General features: G+C 64.7%; 17 protein-coding genes. 11 read left to right on the forward strand and 6 right to left on the reverse strand.

All coding sequences use genetic code 11. The features are described 5' to 3' along the window. The first annotated feature begins 319 nt into the window (after positions 1 to 319). The 5 genes from Q8M13_RS20270 (at position 320) to Q8M13_RS20290 (ending at position 7,454) form a co-directional block, all read left to right on the forward strand. A complete protein-coding gene (locus Q8M13_RS20270; RefSeq protein ID WP_305302068.1) occupies positions 320 to 1,531 on the forward strand; it encodes a polysaccharide pyruvyl transferase family protein in 1,212 nt (403 codons plus the stop codon). Continuing rightward, complete coding sequence (locus Q8M13_RS20275; protein WP_305302069.1) at positions 1,528 to 2,769, forward strand: glycosyltransferase family 4 protein; 1,242 nt, start codon at positions 1,528 to 1,530, stop codon at positions 2,767 to 2,769. The genes Q8M13_RS20270 and Q8M13_RS20275 overlap by 4 nt, the downstream gene beginning before the upstream one ends. A 363-nt stretch (positions 2,770 to 3,132) precedes the next feature. Further along, positions 3,133 to 3,813, forward strand: coding sequence for a sugar transferase (locus Q8M13_RS20280; protein WP_305302071.1), 681 nt, complete (start codon positions 3,133 to 3,135; stop codon positions 3,811 to 3,813). A gap of 30 nt (positions 3,814 to 3,843) precedes the next feature. Next, the gene (locus Q8M13_RS20285) at positions 3,844 to 5,019 is read left to right on the forward strand and encodes a hypothetical protein (protein WP_305302073.1); all 1,176 of its coding nucleotides are present in this window, start codon (positions 3,844 to 3,846) and stop codon (positions 5,017 to 5,019) included. A gap of 170 nt (positions 5,020 to 5,189) precedes the next feature. Continuing rightward, entirely contained in the window at positions 5,190 to 7,454 is a 2,265-nt protein-coding gene (locus Q8M13_RS20290) for an oligosaccharide flippase family protein (protein ID WP_305302075.1), read from the forward strand. A 213-nt stretch (positions 7,455 to 7,667) separates the two neighbouring features. On the opposite strand, the gene Q8M13_RS20295 is transcribed toward Q8M13_RS20290, so the two are convergent. Both Q8M13_RS20295 and arsH read right to left on the reverse strand, forming a co-directional pair. Beyond that, positions 7,668 to 8,879 (reverse strand): acyl-CoA dehydrogenase family protein, encoded by a 1,212-nt coding sequence (locus Q8M13_RS20295; protein WP_305302077.1) that lies wholly within the window; start codon positions 8,877 to 8,879, stop codon positions 7,668 to 7,670. Between the two features lie 194 nt (positions 8,880 to 9,073). After that, positions 9,074 to 9,793, reverse strand: coding sequence for an arsenical resistance protein ArsH (gene arsH, locus Q8M13_RS20300; protein WP_305302078.1), 720 nt, complete (start codon positions 9,791 to 9,793; stop codon positions 9,074 to 9,076). A 57-nt stretch (positions 9,794 to 9,850) separates the two neighbouring features. On the opposite strand from arsH, the gene Q8M13_RS20305 reads away from it, so the two are divergent. From Q8M13_RS20305 to Q8M13_RS20320, 4 genes are all read left to right on the forward strand, one after another. Continuing rightward, positions 9,851 to 10,183, forward strand: coding sequence for a helix-turn-helix transcriptional regulator (locus Q8M13_RS20305; protein WP_305302079.1), 333 nt, complete (start codon positions 9,851 to 9,853; stop codon positions 10,181 to 10,183). Positions 10,184 to 10,193: 10 nt separating this feature from the next. Then, the gene (locus tag Q8M13_RS20310) at positions 10,194 to 10,709 is read left to right on the forward strand and encodes an arsenate reductase ArsC (RefSeq protein WP_305302081.1); all 516 of its coding nucleotides are present in this window, start codon (positions 10,194 to 10,196) and stop codon (positions 10,707 to 10,709) included. Positions 10,710 to 10,750: 41 nt separating this feature from the next. Further along, complete coding sequence (gene arsB / locus Q8M13_RS20315) at positions 10,751 to 11,785, forward strand: ACR3 family arsenite efflux transporter (protein WP_305302204.1); 1,035 nt, start codon at positions 10,751 to 10,753, stop codon at positions 11,783 to 11,785. A 179-nt stretch (positions 11,786 to 11,964) separates the two neighbouring features. After that, entirely contained in the window at positions 11,965 to 12,180 is a 216-nt protein-coding gene (locus Q8M13_RS20320; protein ID WP_305302083.1) for a hypothetical protein, read from the forward strand. Between the two features lie 266 nt (positions 12,181 to 12,446). On the opposite strand, the gene Q8M13_RS20325 is transcribed toward Q8M13_RS20320, so the two are convergent. Continuing rightward, positions 12,447 to 14,186, reverse strand: coding sequence for an AAA family ATPase (locus Q8M13_RS20325; protein WP_305302084.1), 1,740 nt, complete (start codon positions 14,184 to 14,186; stop codon positions 12,447 to 12,449). A 140-nt stretch (positions 14,187 to 14,326) separates the two neighbouring features. Between Q8M13_RS20325 and Q8M13_RS20330 the strand changes: the two genes are divergently transcribed. Together Q8M13_RS20330 and Q8M13_RS20335 are read left to right on the forward strand one after the other, a co-directional pair. Next, positions 14,327 to 15,265, forward strand: a complete 939-nt coding sequence (locus Q8M13_RS20330) for a CHAD domain-containing protein (protein WP_305302085.1) — start codon at positions 14,327 to 14,329, stop codon at positions 15,263 to 15,265. 149 nt (positions 15,266 to 15,414) lie between these two features. Then, positions 15,415 to 15,855, forward strand: a complete 441-nt coding sequence (locus tag Q8M13_RS20335) for a DUF2267 domain-containing protein (protein WP_305302086.1) — start codon at positions 15,415 to 15,417, stop codon at positions 15,853 to 15,855. A gap of 111 nt (positions 15,856 to 15,966) precedes the next feature. Here the strand turns inward: Q8M13_RS20335 and Q8M13_RS20340 are convergent, their stop codons facing one another. From Q8M13_RS20340 to Q8M13_RS20350, 3 genes are all read right to left on the reverse strand, one after another. Continuing rightward, positions 15,967 to 16,488: a LuxR C-terminal-related transcriptional regulator gene (locus Q8M13_RS20340; RefSeq protein ID WP_305302087.1), complete on the reverse strand. Its 522-nt coding sequence runs from the start codon at positions 16,486 to 16,488 to the stop codon at positions 15,967 to 15,969. Then, the gene (locus tag Q8M13_RS20345) at positions 16,485 to 17,126 is read right to left on the reverse strand and encodes a cytochrome b/b6 domain-containing protein (protein WP_305302088.1); all 642 of its coding nucleotides are present in this window, start codon (positions 17,124 to 17,126) and stop codon (positions 16,485 to 16,487) included. Before Q8M13_RS20345 ends, Q8M13_RS20340 begins: the two co-directional genes overlap by 4 nt. 190 nt (positions 17,127 to 17,316) lie before the next feature. Beyond that, positions 17,317 to 17,703, reverse strand: coding sequence for a DUF302 domain-containing protein (locus Q8M13_RS20350; RefSeq protein WP_305302089.1), 387 nt, complete (start codon positions 17,701 to 17,703; stop codon positions 17,317 to 17,319). Positions 17,704 to 17,982 lie beyond the last annotated feature (279 nt).

Genomic DNA, 17,982 nt, shown 5'->3' on the forward strand with positions numbered 1-17,982 from the left:
TTAGTTCTGGTCCCGAGCAGCGCAGGTTCGGCATCTGGCGGTTCTCTCTCACTGAGCAGCGCGTGTCGTCACGGTCAGAAAAGCCAAGCTTGTCGAGGGGTTGCAATCTGAAGCGCCGATTTCGCGAAATTCTCCGAACCGCCCGGAAGTGCGGCAGGGGCGCCTGTGAACGGGCCAGGGACGCGAGGAGGCTTCGAATTGCGATGGTCAGGTTTCCTGCTGGTTGCTTGAGGCGACGCCCGTCGGTCTAACTGTCGTCAATGGCAGTTTATCCTCGTCCCATTGTGTCGGCGGGCAACCCCTTTGAGGGCGTTCCGGGATGATCGTGGGTACGCTGAATGTGAAGTACAGCCCGAACCTCGGCGACGGCCTGTTGGCCGAATGCCTTGAAGCCGAGCTGCGATCGACGGGCGTGGAGACCAGATCCATCGATCTTGCGGGCCGGACCGCCTATGGCGAGGGTCTCAAGCACCGCCGTGCGATCCTCGCCCTGCTGGAGCACGCTCCTGGGATTGTGCGTCAGATCGGGGTTGGCGCGGCCTTGGGCTTTACCGTGCAGCGGCGCCTTCGACCGCAATGGCGCGAAGCGTTCGGCGGGCTCGACGCGATTGTGCTCGGCGGCGGCAATCTGCTGGCTGACGCCGATCTGAACTTTCCGACCAAGATCGACGGCGCGCTTGCCGAGGCCGCTTTCGCCGACATTCCCCTGGGCGTCTATGGCGTCGGGGTTTCCGACAACTGGTCGCGACGTGGACAGGTGCTGTTCGAGCGAGCCTTCGCCGATAGCCGCATAACCCACGTCGCCGTCCGCGACGAGCGGTCGAAAGCGATCTGGGATCGCCGGCTCGGCCCGGCCGGCGTGCCGCTGGCGCAAGTGTGTCCCGACCCGGCGGTGCTGGCGGGGCGGCACTTTCCGGCCGTACCGAAGCCTCCCGGTCCGCCGCGGATTGGGCTTGGTCTGACTGACCCACTGGCGTTGCGATACCACACCGCCGATAGATCGGTCCGCGAGGAAGCTCTGGCCGACTGGATGGTTGAGCTGGTCAAGGCGATGGCTGCGAAGGGCTGGCAGGTTTGCCTCTTCACGAATGGCAGCCCGGAAGATCGCGCCTACCTCCAGAAGGTCGCGCCGCAACTCCAGGCCGCCGGGGGGGAGGTTGTTTCAGTGACGCCGGCTTTCTCCACACCGGCTGATCTGGCGGGTTTCATTTCGGGCCTCGACCTCGTCATGGCCCACCGCATGCACGCCTGCATCGCCGCCTACGCCTACGCCAAACCGCACATCGGCTTTGCTTGGGATGAGAAGTTGCGGAGCTTCTTCAATGCGGTTGGACGCGATGAATTCGTCGCCGATGCGGGGCGGATCCCTGTTTCCGATCTACTGGCGCTTGCAGCCCGGGCGCTGGCCGAGGGGATCGCGCCAGGACCCCATGCTGCTTGCGTCGGGCGGGCCCGGACCGAGATCGCCCGTCTGGTCGCGTCCTTCGAGCCGGCGCGCGCGATTGACGCTCCGATGGTGGCCGCTCAATGATCCGCCGCATCGTCGTCATCAACGACTCGTCGGTCGCAAAGGGCGGCGCCACCGGCTTGGCCCTGGCCTCAGCTCTGGCGTTCCGTCGACAAGGTTTGTCGGTGACGCTGTTGACCGGCGACCAAGGCGTGAGCGAGGAATTGGCGGAGGCCGGCGTCGAGATCGTGGCCCTGGGCCAAGAGCGCCTAATGGCCTCGCCCATGCACCAGGTGCTCTTCTCCGCGCTCTATAATCGTGCGGCTAAGGAGATGGTCAGCAACTGGATCGCGGCGAACGATGCGCCTGGAACCGTCTATCATCTGCACGGCTGGGCGCAGATTCTGTCACCGGCGGTTTTCCATGCGTTAAGGCCGGTGGCCGACCGACTGCTGCTCTCGGCCCACGATTTCTTCCTGGTTTGCCCAAATGGCGCCTACGCCTTTCTGGGCAGCGGGGCGGTCTGTCCGCTCAAGCCGATGTCGGCGGCCTGTATCGGCTCCAACTGCGATCGACGCAGCTATGCCCATAAGCTCTGGCGGGTGGCGCGGCAGGCGGTTCGCCAGTCGGTGTTCGACCTGAAGCGCTATGCCCCACCGGTGCTCGCGATCCACGAATCCATGCGCGCCTATCTGGTGCGCGGCGGGATGCCCGACGAGGCGATCGAGACGCTACCCAATCCGGTCCGGCCTTTCCTGTCCGAGCGGGCGCCGGCTGAGGACAATCGCGAGTTCCTGTTCATAGGCCGGCTAGAGGACGGCAAGGGGCCAGACCTGGCGGCGGCGGCGGCGAAGCGCGCTGGGGTATTGTTGCGGATCATCGGCGATGGCCCCATGCGCGCAAGGCTGGAGCGCGACTACCCGAACGTGATCTTTGCCGGCCGTAAGAGTTGGGAGGAGATCGGCCCCTTGGCGCGGCAAGCCCGGGCCCTGGTGATGCCTAGCCGCTATCCCGAGCCTTATGGCTTGGTGGCGGCCGAAGCTTTGTGGAGCGGCTTGCCGGTGATCGCGGCGCAGACGGCGTTCCTGGCGCCGGATATCGTCAAGGCCGGCGCGGGGCTCGCGTGTGATCCCAGGGATGAACAGGCCATGGCCGCGGCCATGTTGCGGTTGATGGACGATGACGTGGCTCGGGAGATGAGCACTCAGGCCTTCGAGAATACCCGGCGGATCGGGCTCAGCCCGGAAGCGTGGATCGAGGGGCTGTTGCAGGCCTATCGAAGCAGACTAGGTTTGCAGACGTCAAATGACGTCGCGGCTTAGGGCCGACACCTTTGCTGTGGTGAGTGCGACGATTTCAATAGTTAACGAAGATCGTTGTTATATATCTATCATGATGTGCTGATTGGGTCTGTGTCGGACCTGCGTCTCAGGCCGACGATGGCGGGCTATCACAATTCTATACTAATGTGGCGCTCGTTCATCCTGCGAATGATCCACTGTGGTTGCGCTTGTTTCCTGCTGCACCTCTGAGCAGTTTTTGAGCGTGGCGCCAAGCGAGCGGGCGCCTTCGAGGGATCGGCCACAAATCGGTTAGCTCGCGCCTAACCTTGTTTGACTTCGAGCGAGCGCCTGCGACGCTCGTGTAGGGGCGTACTCGGTTTCACACTTCCTAGAGGTGGATTGATGTCGCAGACCAAGGTTTTCCAGACTGATCTGGCCGCGGTTGGCCAGTCGTCGCGTTCGCGAAAACTAGAAGAACGCGATCTTGAGTACTTCCTGAACGCCTTATTGGCGGCAGGCGCGCTGTTGTTTCTCGCTCCGCTGATGATCGTCATCTCACTGATGGTCTTCCTGCACGATGGCGGCCCGATCTTCTTTGCTCACCGGCGAGTGGGGCGGGGCGGCAGATCGTTTCCGTGCCTGAAGTTCCGCAGCATGGCGACGGACGCTGAAGCGCGGCTCGAAAAGCTGCTCGCCGCCGATCCTGAGGCGCAGCAAGAATGGGCGGCGAGCCACAAGCTGCGCGCTGACCCACGCATCACCCGCATCGGCGATTTCCTGCGCCGCTCGAGCCTTGATGAGCTGCCCCAGCTTATCAACGTGCTGCGCGGCGAGATGAGCCTGGTGGGGCCGCGGCCGGTGGTGCATGCCGAATCCGCCCACTACGGACACTGGTTCGAGAGCTATTGCTCGGTGCGCCCCGGCATCACCGGGCTTTGGCAGGTCAGCGGCCGCAGCGACGTCTGCTATCGTCGGCGGGTGGCCCTGGACGTCCTCTATGTCCGGCGCAAAAGTCTGGCGATGGACTTTGGCATCCTTGTGCAGACAGTGCCGGCGGTGCTGCTGCACCGTGGTTCCTGCTAGCTTCCAAGCCCCGTCGGGGCGAACCCTTGAGTGACCCGTGTGGCGTTGTGGACCTACGACTTCCTTGATCGGCTCGGCGTCGTCACGCACGTCCGCTATTCGGACGGCGCCTACGCCAATCACGCCGCGACCATCGAAAAGCTGGGATACCTCGGCCTCAAGTACGTGCGCGACACCGCGCCCAAGGTCGCCAGCAACCTGCCTTACAAACGATACTTGGACGCCGGCATCCGCTTCAGCATGAGCTGTTCGCCGAACGGTGCGGCGATGACCGACGCCTCGCAGGTGGGCGAGGTTCTCGACCGGATTTTGGCGCGCTTCCCAGACGCCTTGGGGATCGACTACCTGGAGGGGCCAAACGAGCCGAACAACCAGCCGATCACCTTCGGCGGGGTCAAGGACACCAAGACCAGCTTCACCGCCGTGACCGCCTATATGGAGGCGCTGCACGCCGCCATGCGCTCGCGCCCGGCCTTCGCGAAGATCCCCTTGCTTGGCGTGGCCAACTACCCGCGGCTCGAAGTCCGCTCGGATATGGACAACGAGCATCCCTATCCGAAAAGCGGCGCCCAGCCTGGCCCGTCGCTCGCCAAGACCATGGCCGGCCGGACGCGGCCGGTGGTGATGACCGAGTTCGGCTACAACACTGGCCCGGTCAGCAAGTGGCCCACGCCGGTCGACGAATACACCCAGGCCCTGCTGCTGTTGAACGGCGTTTTCGACGCGGTCAGTCTCGGAGTGCGGCGAATTTATATCTACGAGCTGCTCGACGAAAAGGCCGACCCGGATTTCAAGGTCCCCAATCTGCATTGGGGAATATTCAAGTTCGGCGGATCGCCCAAGGTGGCGGCGACCGCGGTGCGCAACCTCACCCGTATCCTGGCGCCGGAGCGTGCGGCCGGGGAGGCGGCAAGCGTGCTGCCACAGGTGTCGGGTCTGCCCGCCACGGCCAAGCACATGGTTCTCCAGAAAGGCCCGACCACGGTCCTGGTGGCGCTGTGGAACGAACCCGACATCTGGGATGAGGTCGCCAACAAGCCGCTGATGGTCGCCCCGAGCGAGGTCACCCTGAGCTTTCCCGCAGCGAAGCAGGTCAGACTGTTCGACCCATTGAGCGGTGATGAGCCCGCCAAGACGTTGGGTCCCGGCACGTCCTGCTCGGTTCGGCTCGGCGCCTTTCCTCAGATTGTGGAGATTAGCGCCTAGCGCGTTCGAAGCGCTGGTGGCGCGAGCGCCTACTCTTTGGGCGATTAGCATCAGGCCGATCGTAACGTCTCGCCCAGCCTTGTTCTTTCCTTTGGATCGTCCGACCGATTGTAACGCTGGTATGTGGTTAACTGGCTGAGAGTCTGGGAACGCCCTTCAGGAGGCGGACGATGTCGGCGCGACGCTCGGTCGCTTGGATGGCGGCGGCTCAGGGAAGCTATTTCGCCCTCCAATTCGGCGGCTCGATCATCCTCGCCCGGCTGCTCAGTCCCCATGACATGGGCGTCTTCGCTATCGCCCTGGCCATGGTCGCTTTGCTGGCCCTCGTTCAGGCGTTCGGCCTGGGTAGTCTGATCGTCCGCGAGGCGCGCTTGGAGCCCAGCCTCGCGGCGACGGCGTTCACGATCAACGCGCTGCTCGGCCTGCTGCTGGCGGCGGCCATTTCTGGCCTTGGCCTGTTCGGTGCGGCGTTCCTGCACGAGGACGGCGTGCGACGAGTCCTGCTGGTTCTGGCCCTCCAGCCCCTCATCGCGATCATCGAGTTCTTGCCGGCGAGCCGGTTGGAACGGGAGGGCGACTTCAAGACGCTCGCGCTGGTGAAAACGGTCCGCTCGGCCCTTGCCACAACGATCACCGTCCTGCTCGCCTTCAAAGGCTTCAGCTATATGAGCCTGGCCTGGGGGCAACTGGCCGGCGCGGCGTTCAACGCCTTGGCGCTCAGCATCCTGGCCGCGCGACATGTCAGTTTCCGGGTTTCGCTGAAGGAGTGGCGGGCCGTCAGCCGGTTCGGCGGTCAGATGCTGGCGATCTCGGGAGTGAACAGCCTGGCCGATCGGCTGGCCGAAATCCTGCTCGGGCGGATCATCGATCTTGCTGCGCTGGGGCTCTACTCCCGCGCCTCGTCGATGTTCAATTTGCTTTGGAACAACATCCACATCGTCATGGCGAGAATACTGCTCGTCGATTTCGCCGATCTGGCCCGGCGGGGCATACCGTTGCGGGAGCGGTATCTGCGTGTAGTGGCCTTGATGACGGCCATCCTCTGGCCCGGCTTTGCTGGCTTGGCCATTCTCTCCGGTCCCTTCATCCAGATTGTCTATGGCCCCCCGTGGATTGGAGCGGCGGCGCCGCTCACCATGCTTTCGATCGCCGGCATGGTTCTGGTCTCCATCACCATGACCTGGCAGGTCTTCGTGGTTTCGAAGGAAACCGACCGCCAGGCGAGGATCGAGTTCGTGCGCTCGGGTGTAGGGCTGGCGCTTTTCACCGCCGGCAGCTTCGTCAGCCTGTCCACCGCCGCGGCGAGCAAGATCGGCGACGCGCTTTTTTCCTACTTCCTCTACCGCCCGCACCTGGAGCGTATGACCGGCGCCAGCCGCGCCGATCTCGTGCCGATCTACCGCAGCAGCGGTTTGGCGACCCTGGCGGCGATCGCGCCGGCGATGATGCTGATGGCCGTGTTTCGAGGCTCTCCAACAACGCCCGCGCCCTATATCGGCGTGGTGGTCGTTCTAGGTGTCGGTCTATGGCTGATCGCACTGCGGCTGCTGCGCCATCCGCTGCATGACGAGATATCCAACGCGGCGCGCAGAGTGGTCCGGCGTCGTCCGCAGCCGGATCCCGACTTCTTCACCTCTACGCGCGGGTTGGCGCGGCAGTATAAGCGGCGCTACCCGCGGCTGGCCCGGCTGCTCGACCGCGTCTACGATTCCCGGCTCGCCTCGAGCCAAGCGCTCGCGCGTCTGCGGCGCGATGCAGCCCTCGAGCCGGCGCGCAACGTGTTGATCGTCGGCGTGGAGTCGCCAAGTCGGCCCGGCGACATGGCGAGGGTGGCTGAGCGCCTGAAACTGGGGCGACATCGCGTCAGCGTATCGATCACGCCGATGGGGGATCGCGGCAAGTTCGCGAATGCGGACGTGGCGATCGCCGCGGCGCCCGGCCCCTTGGATAGTTTCGACTGGCTGATCATCGCCGATGACGACATCGCCTTTGAGACGGGTTTTCTCGACGATTTCATCGCCGCCAGCGAGGCGGCCGGACTGTCGATCGCCCAGCCCGCGCATCGGTTCGATTCCTACGCGAACTTCGGGCTCACTCATCGCCGCTGGGGCGCGCTGGTTCGCGAGACCCGCTTTGTCGAGATCGGTCCGCTGACGGCATTTCGACGCGAGACCTTCGCCGAGTTGATTCCCTTTCCGCAGTCGCGGTGGTGCTACGGCATCGACGTCTACTGGGCGGTGGTTGCGCAGAAAAAGGCCTGGCGGATGGGTATCGTCGACGCCACGCCGATTGGACATTTGCGACCGGTGGCCAAGGCTTATGACGCAGCCGGCGCGATCACCGAGGGGCGTGAACTTCTGGCGCGCTTTGGGGTGTCGGTGGACCGTAAAAGGATACTCGACGGAGGGCGGATCGCGCTGGCTTGGCGCAGGTGATACTGCATTGCAGAAGCGGCGCGAGGCTAATCAGCGACAGTTCTCACCAAAAATCCGGCCAAATCCTTAGATGATTTCGCTGTGGCTTCAGCGATCGTCGGCGCCAGCCGCCCAGGGCAGCTTCAGGAAAACGCCGCGGCCTCGGACCTCGTCGTCGATCCTGAACTCTTCCGCCAGGCGCAGGAGTTGGTGGCCCATGTGAGGCTCTGGGCCTTAGCTCGACTGAGTGGTGTCGGGCAGGCCCAGGATGCGCTTGGAAATGATGTTGTTCTGGATCTCGACGGAGCCGCCATAGATCGACATCGCCTTGCCGCCGAGCCAGCTGCGCACGCTTTCGATCTCCTCCGGGGCGAAGGTCTCGCCCTCCCAGCCCAATCCCTGGTGGCCCATGATTTCCAGAGTCAGCTCCGCCCGTGTCTGGGCGACGTTGGTGGCGGAGTTCTTCAGGATCGAGGCGGTGGTGGTGGCGCCCGAGGCGTCCTTCGATTCCGCCGCGACCCGGGCCAGGGTCAGCCCATGGATCTTGGCGTCCATCAGGTGCTGGGTCAGGCGGGTGCGCAGATCGGTGTCGGCGATGCGACCATCGGCGTCGAGCTCGACATAGCGCTTGGCGACATCCTGCAGCGCCTGGGGCTTGGGACCCGTCGAGCCGCCGGTCTGGCTGGCGCGCTCGTGCTGCAGCAGCCGCTTGCCGACCGTCCAGCCGCCGTTGAGCTTGCCCAGCAGGCCATCTTTGGCGGCCTTCGCCTCGGTGAAGAAGGTTTCACAGAACGGCGAGGCGCCGGCGATCAGGGCGATGGGGCGGGTTTCGATGGCCGGCTGATGCATGTCGATCAGCATGAAGCTGATGCCGTCATGCTTCTTCGCGGTTGGGTCGGTGCGGACCAGTGCGCCGCACCAGTCGGAGTGCTGGGCGCCTGAAGTCCAGGTCTTTTGGCCCGTGATCACCCAGTGATCGCCGGCGTCCTCGCACTTCATCTGCAGCGAGGCGAGATCGGAGCCGGCGTTGGGTTCGGAGTAGCCGACGCACCAGCGGACATCGCCGCGAACGATCGGCGGGATGTGTTGACGCTTTTGTTCCTCGGTCCCGTAGTCGAGGATCGTCGGGCCGATCATGGTCACGCCCATGCCGTAGGTCAGCGGATTGAAGGCGCCGATCCGGGCCATTTCCTGCTGAAGCACGCGCGCCTTTTGTGGCGAGAGCCCGCCGCCGCCGTATTCGGCCGGCCAGGTCGGCGTTCCCCAGCCCTTGGCCCCCATCGCCTGCTTCCAGGCCAGGAGGTCGCCCTGGGGAACCAGACCGTCCATCAGAGCGGAAGCCACGCCGGGGCGGCCCCGCAGCGAGGCCGGAAAGTTCGCTTCCAGCCAATCCTTGGCCTCGGTGCGGAATGTCTCAAGCTCGAGGCCGCCAGCAGTGTCCGCCATGTCGATCTCGCTTCCAGCCTAGTCGGTTTGTGATTCAGTCGTTTCCTTTTAGGAGCCGTGTCGGCGGCGACAAGATTCACGTCGCGGCAAGCAGGCGCCATTTGATGCGTTTGCTCTGCGATCCCAGCGCGCTCGTTCGGCCGGGCCGGACCAGGCCGGTACGATAGAGGGCGGCTAAGACGAGATACGCGGCGTCACGGCCGCATTGCCTGCGCAACCAAATGTTCGACTGCGGAGGCGCGCCCTGTCGCTTTCCGCTCGCTGTAGCGATCGACCAGATAGTCGGCGCGGTCACGGGTTAACAGAGTGAACTTCACCAGCTCCTCCATGACGTCCACCACGCGATCGTAATAGGCTGACGGCTTCATGCGGTCGTTGTCGTCAAACTCCTTCCAGGCCATCGCTACCGACGATTGGTTGGGAATGGTGATCATCCGCATCCATCGGCCCAGCAGGCGCAGGGTGTTGACCGCGTTAAACGACTGCGACCCTCCGCTGACCTGCATGACCGCCAAGGTTCGGCCCTGAGTCGGGCGCACGCTGCCCATTTCCAGCGGTATCCAGTCGATCTGGCTCTTCATGACCCCGGTGATCGCACCATGCCGCTCCGGGCTGCACCAGACTTGGCCCTCGGACCACATCGAGAGCCGACGCAGTTCCTGCACCTTCGGGTGATCGGCCGGCGCGCCATCCGGCAGGGGTAGGCCCCTTGGGTCGAAGACCTTTGTTTCGCAGCCGAGCGCACGCAGGATCAGCGCGGCCTCTTCCGTCAGCAGGCGGCTGAATGAGCGCTCTCGCAACGAACCATAGAGCAGCAGGATTCGCGGTGGGTGCTCAGCGAAGCGCTGCGGCTCCAACTGCTCAGCGTCGGGCCGTTCAAGAAATTGCGTCTGCAGGGCGGGAAAGTCGGTCACGAGGCACTCATTGGCTGCTGTCTTCCAACCGTTACACATTTCGAATATACTGGAAATATGGAAACAAAAAGCGCTGTCGCAAGTCTGGCCGCACTCGCCCACGAAGGACGTCTCGCGGCCTTCAGGCTGCTGGTGCAGGCTGGCGGCGAGGGCCTGGCGGCGGGCGAACTGGCCCGGCGCCTGGACATGCTGCCCAACACCCTGTCGGCCAATCTCAACATCCTGAGCCACGCCGGCCTGGTGACCTCGGTCCGCGACGGCCGCTCGATCATCTACCGCGCCCAGTACGACGCCATGCGTGAGTTGCTGGGCTTCCTGGTCGAGGACTGCTGCGGCGGCTCCTCCGAGATCTGCGCCCCTCTTTTCAAAATCGCCGACGTCTGCTGCTAGAGGCCCCACCGTGTCGAAAGCCTACAATCTCCTCTTCCTTTGCACCGGCAACTCCGCCCGCTCGATTATCGCCGAGGCGGTGCTCAACAAGGAGGGCGGCGGCCGCTTCAAGGCCTACTCCGCCGGCTCCATGCCCAAGGGCGAAGTCAATCCACATGCGCTCTCGCTGGTCGCGGCCCTCGGCTTCAACGCCTCCGACTTCCGATCCAAGTCTTGGGACGAGTTCGCCAAGCCCGGCGCGCCGCCCTTGGATTTCGTGATCACCGTCTGCGACAACGCCGCGGGCGAGGTCTGCCCGATCTGGCCAGGCCAGCCGATGACCGCCCATTGGGGCATACCCGATCCCGCCGCCGCTGAAGGGACCGAGGCGGAGATCGCCGCGGCCTTCGCCGAGGCTGCTCGCCAGCTCGGGACCCGCATCCGCCTGTTCCTAAGCCTGCCGCACGACACCATCGACCAGCTCTCGCTGCAGACCAGATTGCGCGAGATTCACGAAGCCGCGGACACGCCTGAGCGCGCCTCGTGAGCGAGGCGGTCATCGCCCCTGCTGCGCCGGAACCGGCTCCCATGTCGCGGTTCGAGCGCTACCTGACACTTTGGGTGGCGCTCTGCATCGTGGTCGGCGTCGGTCTTGGCCATCTGTTCCCGACCGCCTTCCAGGCGATCGGCGCGGCCGAGGTCGCCAAGGTCAATCTGCCGATGGCGGTGCTGATCTGGCTGATGATCATCCCGATGTTGATGAAGGTCGACTTCGGGGCCCTGGGCGCGGTGCGGCGGCACTGGCGCGGCATCGGTGTCACCCTGTTCATCAACTGGGCGGTGAAGCCGTTTTCGATGGCGGCCCTGGGCGCGTTCTTCATCGGCTACCTGTTCCGCCCCTACCTGCCGGCCGCCGAGATCGAGAGTTACATCGCCGGCCTGATCATCCTGGCCGCCGCGCCTTGCACCGCTATGGTCTTCGTCTGGAGCAACCTGACGAAGGGCGAGCCCAACTTCACGCTCAGCCAGGTGGCGCTGAACGACGCCATCATGGTCGTCGCCTTCGCCCCTATCGTCGGCCTCCTGCTCGGCCTGTCGGCCATCACCGTTCCCTGGCAAACGCTGCTGCTGTCGGTGGGGCTCTATATCGTGGCGCCGGTGATCCTCGCCCAGTTGCTGCGGGCGGCGGTCCTGAAGCGCGGCGGGGAGGCTGGCCTGCAACGCCTGCTCGGCGCCATATCGCCCCTGGCCCTGACCGCGCTGCTCGCGACTCTGGTCCTGCTGTTCGGGTTCCAGGGCGAGCAGATCATCAGCCAGCCGGCGATCATCGCCATGCTGGCCGTGCCGATCCTCATCCAAGTCTATTTCAATTCCGGCTTGGCCTACCTGCTGAACCGAATGTGCGGCGAGGCCCACTGCGTTGCGGGCCCTTCGGCGCTGATCGGCGCCAGCAACTTCTTCGAACTGGCCGTCGCCGCCGCGATCAGCTTGTTCGGCTTCAAGTCCGGCGCTGCGCTGGCCACCGTGGTCGGCGTGCTGATCGAAGTGCCGGTGATGCTCTCGGTTGTGGCCATCGTGAACCGCAGCAAGGGCTGGTATGAGCGCGGCGCGGCAGCCTCTTAGTCTCCTTGTGGTGTTAAGCGGCTCGGAAGCGCCTAGTTCTCGGAAGCGGTCGACGCGAGAGGCCGAGCGCGTGGGGCGCGGTCTGGCGGAGACGTGGAGGAAGACCGCCAGCGCCGTTCGGACTCGATGACGGTCGGGGCGCACGATCATGACCAGCTATTCGAATGTGACGAGCGGCAGTGCTGTTCGGTACTGCGACCAGCGCCAGCTACGCCCTGTCGGGCCTTGTCGACTGGCCGGTATTCGCCGCCCTCGTGGTCGGCGGCGCTTTTGGCCCGCTGGCCGGCGGGCCTGTCTCCAAGATGCTCGCAAGCCGAGCCGCGATCGCGCGTCGAGCCTTCGCGCTCATGGTGCTGGTCACAGCAGCCTATGTCGCATTCCGGTCGTTAGCCTAAGGTCCGCGTGGGATACGCATCAGCCGGCCCGCGCTGCGCCGTTGGGGCGTCAATCATCGACGGGGAAGGGGGAGAGCCGTTCGTTGAGGTGCGGCCCAGCGTCGTTTCGCGCGCGTGCTTGCGTCAGCAGGCCTGACAACAATGCCCAGAGAGCCGCCGCGCCCGCGACAAAGAAAGCCAGAAGTTCGGCAAGGCCGCGGACCTGCGTGCGGATTGCGGCTATTGCCTGACCGATCAGGCTCCGGGCGTGGAGTGCGGGAGATAGGCTAGATGCTGATAGCTGAACCATAGGACTTCCTCCTTTGAGCAAGGTCGCCTGTGGAGGCTGGAGCGTCCTTGATCGAGGTCAATGCCGCCTGACCAGCGTCTGGATTGAAAGACCTGCCGTGAGGCGCGTTCACCTGAGGAGCCGCGACCGGTTGGTCTAAGCTCAAGGCCCAACAAGCGGACGCCAGCGGAGTCAGGCTGGCCGCCGAGGTTACGCGTTCGGCCACCTGATCCGAGGGGCCTTCCGCCTCGACGATCACCCACTCGGGTCCGAGGTCGGCAGGTTCGATCTGCCCCAGCGCGGCCGCCGTGGTGATGTCGGAAGGGTCGTCTCGTCGCGCTGCGATCCGGGCCAATCTGGTCGCCTGGGAGGCGTGGAGCCAAACGCCGGTGAACCTTTCGGCGAACGCCGCGGAAAACTGGTCTCGGGCCAGACTGTCGGCGAAGGTGGCGTCGGCGATGGCCGAGGTTCCCGAAACAAGCGTTTCTTCGGCGGCTGTTGTGAGCCTTCGATAGACGGCCCGGCGCGCGTCGATCGAGTAGTCGGTGGTTTGATCGCAACGGGCGTCTGCTCCGGCGAGCTTGCGGATCAGGTCGGTCCGAAGCACCCGAGCGCCGCATGGTCCAGGCAGGCTCGGCGCGACAAGCCGGGCGATGGTGGACTTGCCACAACCCGAAAGACCGCCGATCGCCAGGAGACGCTGACGGGGCGGATCGAGCAACTGCAGACCGAGGCGATGATAGAGCGCCGCTTCGTTGCGATCGCCGGCTTCCTCGGCGACTGTCATCCGTACCAGCGCCCGGAGCGCCATAAAGGGAGCGAGCAAGGCCAGGGCCCACTCCGGTTGCTGTGTTTCGTCGAAGTAGCGGTTCATCGCCAGGTTGGCGTAGTGCGTAAGGCCGCGCGCCTGAAGGTCCATCAGCAGGAAGGCGAGGTCGTAAAGTACGTCTCCGGTGGCCAGAGTCTCGTCGAAAGCGAGGGCGTCGAACAGCGTCACCTCGCCCTCGAAGATGCAGATATTCCTTAAGTGAAGGTCGCCGTGCCCACGCCGCGTCCAACCCCCTCGGCGCCTCCGTTCCAGGAGCGAAGCTAGCGCGTGAAGTCGCCTCTCCAAGGCCTCGAACAACGCCGTGGCGTTTTCGATTTCGCGACCCAGAGCTTGAGCTGCGGCGTGTGATTTGCGCAGGCCGCCTAGGATGACTTCATAGTCCCGCACGCCGCCATCCTGCATCAAGGGGGGCGCCGCGCGGTGGGCTCGCACGACAGCATCAACGGCGCTGGCGACATGATCGGGTGTGAGGCGTTGATCGCGCGCCAGCTCGCTGAAGAGCGCCCCAGGCGCGAAACGGCGCATGATAATGACCCAATCGACCAGCCGTCCGCCGCCCCCGATATGGACCTTGCCGCTCGGACCCATGCGCACCGGTTTCACACTCTCGTAGAGCGCTGGCGCCAAGCCTCGGTTCAGCGCGAATTCGGCAAGGCAGGCCGCTCGCCGCGCCGCCAGGCTGGAGAAATCGCCAAAGCCGTGGGCGCGCGCACGAGCCAGCTTGTAGGCGTGCTCGCGACCTAGAAAGACATGCGACATGTGCGTGACGACATGATCAAGCGGCGCCTCCCGGGTCGCCATGCCCTGAGCGAAGGCCCGCACGACCTCGGCCTGAGCGGGTGCATCCCCCGCCAGCGGGGCGAGCGTATCGGTCGAAACCACAAGCGTTCCGCTGTCCTGCGACGTCATCCTGATCGCTCCCTTGAAGGCTTCTCAGACAAACGCGGTCAGCGGCGGAGGGACTTGATCAATGTCATGACCGAGCAGCTTCTCGCGCTTCACTCTGCTTCACGAGACGAAGGCCCGGCCGCTTGGGCGAGCCCTGTTCGATGGAGATCTACGCCATGACGTCGACACGCCAGGCCTCGCAGGCGTCCCCCCCGAGTGAGGCTCGAACCATCCTGCTTCAGCTCAGCGGTCAGGTCCGGCAAACCCGTGAGGCGTTTTTCGCCTCCGCGTCTCCGGAGAATGTCCATGCGTTGCGCGGGGCGTTGCGACGCGCCGCCGACGGTGTCTGGCTTTTACAGGCCGTTCTCCCCGCGCCCGATGCCGCTTGGCTTCGTCGTGAGCTGCGCTGGCAAGCGCGACGCCTTGGGAAGGCACGTGATCTAGACGTTCTCTCTGAGCGCCTCGTGGCCAAGCACCCCTATACGGGTGAGTTCCGGCCGGCCGACCTTCTGATCGCGAGCGCTCGGGCCCGACGCGAGGCCGTGGTTGAAAGGGCGAAGGCTGAGCTCTTGTCGGCTCGAGCCGCGACGCTCGCCGACAGCCTCGAGCATGTGCTGCTGCGGGCGCTCGAGGCAGGGGAGGGGCGGTTACAATTCGACAATGTGATTGTGAGTTGTTTGAGCCAAGCCGACACCGCGATACGGGTCGGTGAGAAGCGTGTCATGGCGCTTGGCCGTCGAGGGCGTCACAAGCTGCGCGGCCATGTCAGGACGCTGCGCTACAACTGCGAGGTCTGCAGCAACGGTTCGCCTGCTGAGACCCAATACGTCGCCGCGTTGATCGCCCTCCAAACCGCCCTGGGCGAGATGAACGACGACGCGGTCTGCACCGGACTCCGTAAGAGCCTCACCCATTGTGGGGATTTGGACGAGGTTCCCGGCCTGGAGCCAAGCCTGCATCGGACCCATCGCCGCGAACTGAAGAGGGCTTGGCGCGCCCTTGATGCGCTAGCTCTTCCCGATTTCGCGCAATCGCAACGTTCTGAAGCGTCCGGTAGTTCGCCGGGCTTGGTATCGGCGGCCCAGCCCGCGGCGTTCTGAACTCGGCATAGCTGGGATCAAGCAGGACGCTCTGCAATTTGCTCGCGGCGGCAGGGCGCGGGCCCTGGGTTCGTCCTGAGGATATTGATCTGCATCAAGATCGTCAGGTTCACCAACGCGCAGTCTCCTTGCAGCATGGGAGCACACTGATGAGCACCGGCCTCGCCGTTTTTGATACGACCGTCCAGGAGACTAACGCCTGGCTGAAACTCATCGAGCAGCGCTTGCCGCCCTGCGATCGAGGTGACGCCTATTCGGCGCTTCGGGCCGTGCTGCACGTGCTTCGCGATCACCTGCCACAAGAGGCCGTTCTTAGCCTCTCGGCCCAGCTTCCAATGTTGATGCGGGGGTTCTTCTTGGAAGGCTGGCGGCCTGTAAACGGCGCGTCCCGCATTCGAGACCCCGAGGGGTTTCTTCAGGCGGTTGAGCAGAAGCTACCCGATAGGTTCCCCCGCGAACCGAAGGGCGCGGTCGAGGCGGTTCTCCAAGTGCTCGCCGAGCAGGTGGACCGTGACGAGGCCGATAAGATCGCTGGCCATCTGCCGGCGCCGCTTCGAACCTTGTGGCCAGCTCCCGGCGCCCGACGCTGAAGTGCGCCAGGGATGCTCGCGCTTGAGCCGGCGTAGTTGGATAGCCGATCATGAGAGGCTTCTCTGAACTTCGCGCCACCGACACGAAGGAGCGAAGCGGCGGGAAGCCTACTATGCGCCCTTAGCGCCGCGGCGGTATGGGGGGGCTGCGATCAGTTCGTCCAGAAACAGGCTCGCCAGGGCCGAGCGCGAATTCACGCCGGCCTTCTGGTAGATCCGCGTCAGTTGCGCCCGCACCGTCCCCGCCGCCGCGTTCCGCAGCCGTGCAATCTCGGCTACGTCACATCCCTTGAGCGCGAAGATCACCACGTCCGTCTCTGCAGGTGTGAGGCCCCATTCTCGGGCGCGTGTTTCGATGACCTGGCTTAGGGCGCCCGCCGCAACCGCCAGCGCCGCGCTCTTGCGCCGTCCCGCAGCGAGTAGGCTGCGAAGCTGCAGCAGGCCAATCGCAACGCCGGCCAAAAGGCCCAGCGCCGCGACCATCTCGACCATTACGTGAGGGCTCAGGCCTCCAGCGGCCACGTCGGCGGCCGCATCGACGATGAAGAAGGCCACGGCCAGCGATTGGAGCGCCACCACGCCCGCCACGGCGCTGGCGCGCGGCTCCAGCTTAGATTGCAGGTGGTGGCTCATTCCTTACACCGTAGCTCGCGCCTGCCCGGCAGCATCGCGGTTAGAATTCCGCGGCCGCTGCGGCGCGTCTCAAACGCCACGCCTAGAAGGTGCAGCCCGGCTAGAATGAATAGCAGGTTCGCCGCCACCTCGTGGATCTCCCCGATCACCTCGTCGCCTTCGCCCTCGCCCGCGCCGTCTTCGCGCGCCTCGCGCACTTCATCGTCATCGCTAGCGGCAGGCGTCTGGAACTGCGCATTTGACGGCGCTTCTGTAGGCGGTGTCGAGGCGCCGGGCAGGATTGTCATCGCGACTCCCGAGCCGATGACGATGGCGAGCGTCGCCCACAGTGCGTAGACCATTAGGGCGCCGAGTGGATTGTGGGATCGGTGCGTTGTCTTTTCCCGGCGGCCGATCGCACGCAAGTGCGCGGCTGCTCGACGAAGGCTGGGTCTGAAGGCCGAGAACCTCGCCTCTGGCGAGCCGATCAGCCCCCAAATCCAGCGCAGTGCGAGCAGCGCGGCGACGCCATACCCCACCCATTGGTGGGGGCCGGAACCTTCCTCGGTCAATATGCCGTTGGCCAGCACGCCCGCCGCGACGCCCCAGTGGGTCAGCCGAACCAGTGGGTCCCACCGTTGTTCCTGCGCAATCTGCATGGTCGTCTCCGTCTGATTGGATCGACCACCAAATCGCCTTGCAGTCGTACATCGACCATTGCAGCGGCGCTTACGGCGCGCCGTGTAAGCTTCCGCTTATCGACGCAGTGCGAGCGCGGCATGCCCTATTCGACGCGGCCCGGGGGGACGTGTTTCATGCTCATTAGGCCCAGGTCACACGCCGGCGCGCTTAGATGTCCGCCACGACCGCAGCGAGCTTGTCGGCGACAATCGCGGCCTGCTTCTTCAGCATTGGATTGGGGATCGCGCTCATTGAGGCGACTGGATCAATGGCGGCGACTTCGGTGCGACCGTCACCGGCATCCCGCACGACCACATTGCAGGGAAGCATGGTTCCGACCTTGTCCTCGAGTTGCAACGCTTCATAGGCAAGCGAGGGATTACAGGCGCCGAGAATGAGGTAGGGGGCGATTTCGGCGCCGATTTTGGCCCTCAGAGTGGCGGCGACATCGATCTCTGTAAGCACGCCAAAGCCCTGTCGCGCGAGCGCCTCTCTGGTGCGCGCGACCACCTCATCGAAGGACCCAACCAAGGTCTTGGCGAAATAGTAGGTCATGGCGAACTCCCGTGAGATGGCTTGGTCGAGTATTAGACAGATAGCCAACGTCCTTTGGTCTGGGCCCATTTCGGCGCCAGGGTCTTGGACCTTCAAGGCTGCGGAATTGAGAATAGCGTGCGGTTGTCGATCCAAGTTGCGCTGCATCAAGTGGCCGCGCGGCGTACGGGGCTAGGCCAATATCAGGTGCAGAGCGCCCAAGTCTGTTAGGGTCAGGAGCTCGTCTCGAGCGACGACCATCTGGAGGGGATTCAGATCTTCAGCGAGTCGATCCTGAGC

It is taken from the genome of Phenylobacterium sp. (genome assembly GCF_030681155.1).
Lineage (GTDB): Bacteria > Pseudomonadota > Alphaproteobacteria > Caulobacterales > Caulobacteraceae > Phenylobacterium.